Source organism: Bacteroidota bacterium (assembly GCA_018831055.1).
In the GTDB taxonomy this organism is placed as follows: domain Bacteria; phylum Bacteroidota; class Bacteroidia; order Bacteroidales; family B18-G4; genus M55B132.
In genome coordinates this window covers 1-9357 of sequence record JAHJRE010000042.1, presented here as the reverse complement: position 1 = coordinate 9357, position 9357 = coordinate 1, and the positions used below count along the sequence as shown (strand labels likewise).

The following is a 9357-nucleotide window of genomic DNA, read 5'->3' as shown; positions in this document are numbered from 1 at the left end:
AGTACCTTGAAAAGATCAGGGAACATATTGTCCTTGCGGAACAATACACCCGGCAGAATAATGAATCAAAAGCCATGCAGGAATATTTTTCCTGTATGCCCCTGCTTCGGGAATCGGAAGAAGCCATGGCAATGATTATACTCCTGAGCGCTTCGCAAATAAACTCTGAGGAGATATACTCATATAACCGTAAAGTAAAAACAGCAATAGAGGAGATTTACAGGAGCGAACAACTGGATCTTGAGGAGGTCTGCCGTTTCATGGTTGACGGCTTAAAATCCCAGACAGGCAAATTTTCTTCCCCGGTGCTGCTTTCCAATTTTACTTTTGAAGATACACGCATGGGAAGCCCTTTTTCCCGCAGGTTAAAAAACGAGCTGGAACAGGAATTGATCCGTTCAGGAAACTATCCGATTGTGAGCGAAATGGAATTCTCAGGAAACCATAAGGATATCAACTACATTCTGACCGGCACCTACTGGGAGGATGGAACCAGGCTCAGAATCCTGGCCATACTCCGCGAATCCTCATCCGGTAAGCCTTTGGCCAGTATCGATGGATACCTTCCTGTAAAATGGCTGCAGGAACAAAACCTTTCCTGGAAGCCGGAGAACTTCACCGAAGCACAGGAAAGCAGGATGGCGTTCACCAAAGACGAAATTACAGAAGGTGGATTGAAGCTGGATGTGTGGACCAATAAAGGAGATGATAGTCCGGTATTTGTGGAAGGGGATACGCTAAAATTCTATCTCAGGGTGAATCATCCTTGCAATGTCAGGATCATCAACCATTTTGCCGATGGTTCAAAAGTCTTGTTGTACGACAACTATCCTGTTTCATCCTCCTTGGTCAATAAGGTCATAGAACTGCCAAAAGAATTCATTTGTTCCTCTCCTTTTGGGGTGGAGATCTTACAGGTCAATGCACAAAGCAGGGAGTTCCCCCCGCTTAAAACGGAAAGCAGATATGGATATGATTTTATTACGGATGAATTGAATGTGATCCTGGCTAAAACCAGGGGTTTTAAACCGGTAACGAATGAGGATTTAAGGGCGGAAAATAGGATTGTTGTTACAACGATGAATGACAGTGATTAATAATAAGTTTTAGGCTATGAGACAAGTATTGTTTTTCTGCATTTTAATAGCTCTTTGCACTCTGCTATGTGCTCCAAATCCGGGTTTTGGACAATCCAGGAAGGCGCTGGTTATCGGTAACTCCGCTTATGCTGAAGTTCCTTTGAACAACCCGGGCAACGATGCAACAGACCTGGCAAGCACATTACGTGCGCTTGGATTTGATGTTTCCCTGATGAAAAACCTTGATCATCGATCCATGGAGGATGCCATCAGAAACTTCGGAACCAGTGTCAAGCCTGGTGATGTTGCGCTTTTTTATTTCAGCGGACACGGCACGCAGGTGGATGGATTAAACTATCTTATACCTGTTAATGAACAGGTTAGATCTGAAATTGATGTTAAATACCATTGTGTAGAAGCCGGTTTCGTCCTCGACCACCTTGAGCAGTCCCGCGCCGGCGTAAACATTATCATACTGGATGCATGCCGTAACAATCCATTTCAGGGATATCGATCCGGGAACAGAGGGTTTGCCTATATGTCGGCCCCAACAGGGTCCATTATAGCTTATTCCACGGCACCTGGCAGCGTTGCTCAAGATGGTTCGGGCCGGAACAGCCCTTTTACAAAAAATCTGATTGAAAAAATTCAATCCCCCGGCTTGAAGATTGAAGAAGTTTTTAAGGAGGTACGCAAAGAAGTTGCTGCCGAGACCGGCAGGCAGCAAATCCCCTGGGAATCATCTTCCCTGATGGGGGATTTTTATTTTAACAAAGAGAATGTACCAATAAATATTCCGCAAGAGACAGAAAGCAGCACAACATATTATCCTCACGAAAGTTTCAGTGGATCATCAGGAACTTTCACTGACACCCGTGATGTCCAGAAGTACAAATGGGTGAGAATTGGACAACAAATCTGGATGGCTGAGAATCTCAATTATAACACAGGAAACAGTTGGTGCTATGAAAACAATAGCTCAAATTGCGAAAAATATGGGAGATTATACGATTGGAATGCTGCATTGAAAGCCTGCCCACCGGGTTGGCATTTGCCTTCTGATCAGGAATGGAATAATTTGATTAATTGTTTAGGTAGTACTGCCGGTAATGATTTAAAATCAGTAAGTGGCTGGAATAGAGGAGGTAACGGAACTAACAACTATGGTTTTTCCGCGTTGCCTCGCGGTTATCGCAGCCGCAATGGTAATTTCCACGATGTGGGTAGCAACGGCGACTTTTGGTCCTCTACGGAGTACGGTTCAAGCCGCGCATGGTACCTGATATTGTACTACCGCACTGCTGATGTCGGCTTCGGCCTCCACAGTAAGGGAATTGGGTTTTCTGTTCGTTGTCTCCGGGATTAAGTGCGCACAGAAGATTGATCAGGATACAAAGGCGCATTGTACTACAAACTGGTTAATCGAACTATAAACAAGATGGTGGACTATGGCAGACCTTTTATCAAGAAGGAAACGAGCTTTGCCCCAAACAAAACGGGTAAACAAAGAAGTCTCACAGAAAATTTGATAGAAGAAGGGTTATGGAGTTGTCCCACCGGCCGGGGCTGTCAGGAGAACCGGTCAAACTACCCTGCGGTGCTTTTCATTAACAAGGAAGGTATTGAGCGGACAGGGAAAAGGGAGGTTGAAAGAAACCTTTCAAGTGAATGTGAAAGAGTTGAACGAAAGTGAACCGACCGATGAGATGTCGAAATTGACACAGATAGTGTTGGAAACCGGGGGAATATAATCTGCTCCGGGACAAGTGCAGGGGTAACCTGGAAACACCACCAGCACCAACACACGGCATATAGGCGGCAAGACTTGCACATAGGCTTGTTTATGGAACTGTGGAAGCTGTCATTTGATGTGAATCGAAACGGAACAAGCAGAAAAACTGTGAGTCCAAAAGTAGAAAAGCATATGACAGTGGCGGATGAAGCCGTAGTAGTGATGAAGGTTCTGTAATGGGATTGGAGCGAAGGGCTTCACCAAACGAGATATTAGCAAGAGCAACAACTTTAAAAAAAGGATGATTGAGGAGTTAACATCACGGACACAACCAATAAGTAAAGAGCAGGTATGGTCAGCGTGGAAACGTGTCAGGCGAGGAGGGAAAGGCATGGGTATAGACCAAATAAGCATGGAAGCCATAGACGCCAATCCACGAAAATACCTATATCCTTTGTGGAACAGGCTTTCCAGCGGGAGTTATTTTCCCCCGGCTGTAAAGCAAGTGCCCATTCCCAAAGGAAAAGGCAAAGAAAGGATTTTGGGGATACCGACGATTATCGACAGGGTTGCCCAGGAAGTAATTCGTGCAGAACTGGAGAAGATAGTTGAACCAAAATTTCATCCGAGTTCATTCGGATACCGACCAAACAAAAGTGCACATGATGCCTTGAGGCAATGCGCGAAGAACTGTTGGGAAAGGTGGTACGTAGTGGATTTGGACATCAAGGGTTTCTTTGACAACATAGACCATGAGAAAATGATGGGGATAATACGGAGTCATACCGGCAAACGTCATATCTTGTTGTACTGTGAAAGGTGGTTAAAGGCGCCAATTCAGGATAGAACAGGCAATTTACAGGAACGAAGCAAGGGTACACCGCAAGGCGGTTTAATAAGCCCATTGCTTGCAAATCTGTATTTGCACGAAGTATTCGATAGCTGGATGGCGACAACGCAACCACGCATAGTGTTTGAAAGATATGCGGATGATATAGTTATCCACACCAGGAGCCTGGAACAATCACACTTTATATTGGACAAGTTGAAAGTACGGTTGAAAGAATACGGTTTGGAAATTCACCCTGAAAAGACAAGGTTAGTGTATTGCTATCGTACAGCTAGGTTTCACAAGGAAAGCAAGCAGATACCAGTATCTTTTGATTTTCTTGGTTTTACATTTAAACCACGGCAGTGCAAAAAGTCAAATGGGGAAACATTCTGGGGGTTTCGACCGGCAATCAGTAAGAAAAGTGTGAAACGCATTCTGGCAGAGGTTAGGAGGTTAAAAATACATAGATGGGTGGCTTCGGACATTCATCAGGTATCAAACCAATTATCGGCGAAGATCAGAGGGTGGATAAACTACTATGGTAAGTTTCGCATCTCAGAACTATGGTGGTTGTTCAGGAAACTGAATTACCACATTGCTAAATGGGCGAGGAACAAGTATAAATTAAAAACTTATTCCAAATCCTATAGATGGCTGAAAAGAACGACGAAGCATTATCCCAATACTTTTGTGCATTGGAGCTATGGATTTGTTGGTTAAGTCTGTTTGGAAGAGCCGTATGACGGGAGACTGTCACGTACGGTTCTGTGAGAGGCTTGGGGTGAAATTCCCCTTGCCTACTCGACGCCTATTTGACAATTTGTCTATCCCGCCAGAGGCGGGCCGGGCGGAGCCCGTTCGACTATTTGAAACTATTATCCTCCGAAGTCTCGTTTAAAACGAGACGCAGGAGGATTGACCCTTAGTTTTTAAATTTCTAACTAAATCGCATCAATATTTATGTTACTCATTCAACACCGCCTTCTGCAACAAAACCTGGCTGTTCGAATAAAATGGTGTGTCAGTCTTTCCCAGTATACTTGCCGGTAATCCGGTTATCTCGTTGAGGTTATCAATGGGCACAAGGACGGTTTTGGCTCCGTTGTCGGATAACAGGGTGACTTTATCCGCGAAGTTTGACGAACGTTCTATTGCACCTCCGATGGATATATTCCCGATTACTCCCAGTCCGGGTTTTAAGTTCTTTTTATAGACAGCGGATAGTATGGCAACATAAACTGCACTTCCGATTCCGCTGCTTATCTGTGTTCCCATCAGGTTGCTGATCTGAATACTCAGATCGAAGCTTGATAGGGTATGCCTTTCATCGAGGATTGTACGCTCATTTGCCCGCAGGTAGTTGTATGTGTTCTTTATGTTTTCCTTGACCTCATGGCTGTTTGTTCCGGTAATGTTTACCTTGCCGCTTCCTTTGTGACATACTACCTCTATTTTCACCAGGGCTAGATTATCACCGTCACTGGTTGCAGTGTAACATACTCCGGGTGGGAGGGGATTGCTTTCGATCAATGCAGTGCCACGGTCTTCCGGTAATCCTACAAACACTTCTTCCTGGGTCTCTTTGTTGATGTATGAGAAGTTGGTGTCCCAGAACTCCATACCACCGATACGTTTTAATTGCTCTTTCACCCTTCTTCGCATCTCCATGGCAATCACAAGATATTCGCGGATATCTTCTCTGGTGAAATCGCCATCTGGGTGTAAAAGCTTGATAAACCCTGATACTATTCTCCTGACAGACCTGGAATCTCTTTGTTTAAGATGAGATCCGAGTGTGAAATATTTGTCCAGGGCATCGTAATAGGTGATCTTTCTCTGTGCTTTCAATGTTTCAGAAAAGAAATCAGTACTGAATCCGAAATGTACGGTGAAATTCTTAGGGCTGAATTTGGTGATTTCCCATCCCGGTAGGAAAAGATTTATCCGGTCAAGGAACGCTGTATCATGGTTTACCTGTTCTGACAGAGGGCTGAAAAGATGTGAGTTCTGTAACACTGTTTCAACGGGCTGGTTAATGTTCCCGTTCAGGATAACAGATGCCTGGCCTGTTATTTCACCTCCGCGTCCTGCACGTGAAAATGATCCGGACTCCATGTAATCCTTCATCATGGGTATGGCATCTTTGTCCTTGAACAGCTTATCCGTGCTTTCATCAAAACAGATGGCATCCCATACCCCAACTGATCCAACACGGCCTGTTGTATTGTTAACGAATAGCTGTGCAACTGTTCCCTGTCCTCCCGAAATGAGAATTGCATAGGGTGTTATTTCTTTATAGATGTATGATTTCCCCGATGAACGCGGCCCAAGCTCAACCATATTGAAGTTTGCTTCAACCAATGGTATCAGACGTAAAAGGAGCAGATTGAGCTTTCGCTCATCCAATCCTTCGCTGCCGGGCTCATAACCTGCACTTCGCAGCATTAAGGTTTTCCACTCCTTTTTGGTGAAGTTTTTCCGTTTTAGGGTGATCTTGCTATTGTCAAAACTTGATAACTGAATGGGTTTTATGTCTCTTACAATAAATGGGTAGATCTTTGTCCCAAATGAACTCATGGGATCATATTCCATTTCTATGATAGCCCAAATGCCACCCAGCAACATTTTCTCATGCCTTTTAACAAGCTCATCGCTTATGATTGCCTTTTTAATATTGCTGTTGCTAATGGCTGCCCAGTACCGGTCCTGCTGCGGATCAAGGTCAACAGAGATTTTATCAATGATTTTATATCGCCCCCTTTCTCTTAATTTTGACTGTATCAGGCTGCTTTCTTCAGGACTCACATAGTGATCTCTCAGGATTTGTTTAACATTATCCAATCCCTCTCTCAACTTTGATTCATCTTCCGTGCTGCAAGTATTAGCCAATAAATACTCCAGGACGAATGCCGGAACATTCGCACCGCCTTTGATTATACCTACCAGGTCTTTTTTGACAACGAAGCCCCGGAAATGTTCCAGCGCTTTTTTATCCAAATCATCCAGTACTATCATACATTTCTGTTTTTATAAACCACCAAGGTCACGGAGGTTTGACTGTTTGATAATTGCCAAATCCAATTGCTCTTGTGTTGATGCATCCACAACTACGGCCTGAACCTCTGTATGCCCTTTGAATGAGAACTCCAATGATTCTGTTTTACCTGCCTCCATATTGATTATGCTGCTACTTCCATAGTTTGTATTGCCGGAGTAAAGTAATATCTGTACTTTCCGGCTTGATGCAAATAAATCCGATTTCCCGGCTGCTCCCTGCAGTTTTATGCCAAACACATCTCCTGTTATCTCTGCCAGTTCTTCCTTGTTGCTTATCTTCACGCTTAATCCTGGTATGGTATCTTTTTCCTTCGAAAAAGTAAAATCAGGCAGGATGATCTCCTGCGGAGTAAATCCTCCATGTGAATAACCGTACACACCTTTTGACTTGAACGGCCTGTAATTCTTTGAAGCATAAACATATCCATAATCCCCATGGGGAGATTTAAACTCAAGCCAATCTTCATTTTCCTGGCGCTCAACAGTGCGTATATATCTTTCATGCACTTCCTTTTTGCCTTTGGCATTGGGTTCTATCTTGTCTGCTTCATCCAGCAAACCGGTCAGTACAAAGCCATGATCCGTTATAAGGTGAACTTCATGATAACCCATATTCAACAACAAGCTGATTTTTTCTGACAAGACGTACTCAAACTCTTTAAATAACTTGATAGCCCCCTGTTGTAATTTTTCACCTGCACTGTCAATGTCCTTGTAGGTCAGCACAAGATAATCTGCTTTTACACCGTAGTGAAGCGCTTCCAGATTCATGAATGTAATTTCCTTACCGGTCTTTTCTTTTAAGCTTTTCTCCCTGTCTTTATGTAAAGGGAAAACTTTTTCACCGTCATAAATTGCACTCATGTTATGTTCTGTTTCGGATGGCATATCCGCAAGCATAATCTTTTTTTCAATACTTGCCTTGTTTTCTAAGGAAACAGCGACCATTTCAGCAATCTCATACCTTAATCCATCCCCAACAATCACAGCTATACCGGGTTGGGAATTCTTCAACAGCTTAACCAAATAACCCGCCTGATCGGGTTTGTATTCAGTGGAACAGGAATACCATTGTTGCAGTAATTCAAGATTGAGATTATCATAATACTGTTGCAAGGGTCGAATTACAGACTCATCCTGTAAAAAGGCACAATACAGATTTCGCATGGCCCTGTCGACCGCATAAAAATGTCCTGTATAAAAATTCACAATCTTGCTGAAATCTGTACATGTTGATAATGCTCCTGTGTCAAAATTAAGAAGGGTTATAACATCATTCCACCAGCCAGGAACCAGGTGATTTACCTTTTTGCTTGTTACCCTGCTCAGAATCTTCTTTATCCTGTCGGATATATATCTTTTGTCATGTAAATTGGCTGTAAGCTGTTCCAGCGCTTTTTTATCCAGCGAAATAAAACAATGATCCTGATGGGCAGTCCAGGGACTGGCATTTGCATCAAGGCTATATTTATCAATATATTCATGCAAGGAGCTTCTGTAAGTTTCACTGTCGATCCACCGGTAATAAAGCTGAAGTAAGGATGCAGGTACATCGTTGTATGCAAGACCGTCGAAAAGCCGTTTAACAACTTCATTGGCAAGTGTTTTCGGTGGCTTGGATATATAAGGCATTCCTGTCAGTTCAAATAATTTTTCCTCAAATAACCTGCGGATATCTTCATCTTTATTGTTCAGATAGCTTTCCGGATCATGCAGGAAGGGTAACAATTCATCTTCAATGCTGATCAATTCCTCAAGATTTTGCAGGATTTTCTTCCACCAGCCTAAATCTTTTCCTATACCTAGTTTTGCCGCTGTAAGTAGTAATGGGTTCTCCATCTGGATCTGTAATCCTGTTGATGCGAAAAGCTTCTTTTTCAACCATTCCACCATGTTTGTCAAATCAAGGCAACCATGGGTGTAACAATAATCCAGCAGGAAACTCATCTGCTCCCTGGGCCTTGTGACATAAAAAATAACCGGAGCATCTTTATGGTGTTTCTCTGCTTCCTGTCTGAGGAAAAGTTCTTCCTTTACTGTTTGCCATTGTTCAGTAAGGCTGCTGTCTGTGCTGAGTATCTTGTATTCTTTATCATTCAATAATGGCAGGAGGAAACTACATTGGCCGGAAGGATCAACCAGCACGGTCCTTTTCCGTTTCTTTATCTGATGTTCTATGTCTTGTATGAACCACTTATCTGTCATTGTTTTTGCCTTATTAATGATAGAAATGCTTTCCCTTTTTCTGTTATATAATATTGCTGTTTTGAGCTTTTAGGTCTTTTCGGAACTGTCCATGCAATGAGTTTGTCGTGGAGCAATTTCGAAATCACTGTGTTGAGCTGTCCTGATATGGCTTTTTGTTCCATTTTCAGTGATATTTCTTTTTTGGATAGCGGTCCATAATCAATAGCAAGCAACACCTTACTGTACAGACTCTGCTCTTTCAACTCTTGCTGCAGCTCTTGCTGCAGCTCTTGCTGTAGCTCTTGCTGTAGCTCTTGCTGTAACTCTTGCTGTAACTCTTGCTGCAACTCTTGCTGCTTCTTGAAATCCTTCTTAATAAATTGTACTTGAAAGTGTAACCCCGGTTCCGACCATTTGAACTCTATCTCTGGGTAATCTTTTAATTCATCCGCAATAAGTTTTAATCCTCT

The 9357-nt window shown here is 43.0% G+C and carries 6 protein-coding genes; 3 read left to right on the top strand and 3 right to left on the bottom strand.

Annotated elements, in window-relative coordinates:
• From KKA81_02855 to ltrA, 3 genes are all read left to right on the top strand, one after another.
• Positions 1–1097 (top strand): DUF4384 domain-containing protein (locus tag KKA81_02855; protein MBU2649851.1); only part of this gene is annotated, 1097 nt, incomplete at its 5' end.
• Positions 1098–1113: 16 nt separating this feature from the next.
• Positions 1114–2445 (top strand): caspase family protein, encoded by a 1332-nt coding sequence (locus tag KKA81_02850; GenBank protein ID MBU2649850.1) that lies wholly within the window; start codon positions 1114–1116, stop codon positions 2443–2445.
• Positions 2446–3112: 667 nt separating this feature from the next.
• The gene (ltrA, locus tag KKA81_02845) at positions 3113–4363 is read left to right on the top strand and encodes a group II intron reverse transcriptase/maturase (GenBank protein MBU2649849.1); all 1251 of its coding nucleotides are present in this window, start codon (positions 3113–3115) and stop codon (positions 4361–4363) included.
• Between the two features lie 243 nt (positions 4364–4606).
• On the opposite strand, the gene brxL is transcribed toward ltrA, so the two are convergent.
• From brxL to KKA81_02830, 3 genes are all read right to left on the bottom strand, one after another.
• Positions 4607–6658 carry a protease Lon-related BREX system protein BrxL gene (gene brxL, locus KKA81_02840; GenBank protein MBU2649848.1) on the bottom strand — a complete coding sequence of 684 codons (2052 nt, stop codon included), beginning with the start codon at positions 6656–6658 and terminating at the stop codon, positions 4607–4609.
• Between the two features lie 12 nt (positions 6659–6670).
• Positions 6671–8905 carry a PglZ domain-containing protein gene (locus tag KKA81_02835; GenBank protein ID MBU2649847.1) on the bottom strand — a complete coding sequence of 745 codons (2235 nt, stop codon included), beginning with the start codon at positions 8903–8905 and terminating at the stop codon, positions 6671–6673.
• Positions 8902–9357, bottom strand: a 456-nt coding sequence (locus KKA81_02830) for an ATP-dependent DNA helicase (protein MBU2649846.1), incomplete at its 5' end; no start/stop codon positions are given. The genes KKA81_02835 and KKA81_02830, both read right to left, overlap by 4 nt.

Excerpts from the sequence above, each read along its gene's own strand:
- KKA81_02835 (MBU2649847.1), bottom strand. The coding sequence starts at position 8,905 with ATGACAGATAAGTGGTTCATACAAGACATAGAACATCAGATAAAGAAA.
- ltrA (MBU2649849.1), top strand. The coding sequence starts at position 3,113 with ATGATTGAGGAGTTAACATCACGGACACAACCAATAAGTAAAGAGCAG.
- KKA81_02850 (MBU2649850.1), top strand. The coding sequence starts at position 1,114 with ATGAGACAAGTATTGTTTTTCTGCATTTTAATAGCTCTTTGCACTCTG.
- brxL (MBU2649848.1), bottom strand. The coding sequence starts at position 6,658 with ATGATAGTACTGGATGATTTGGATAAAAAAGCGCTGGAACATTTCCGG.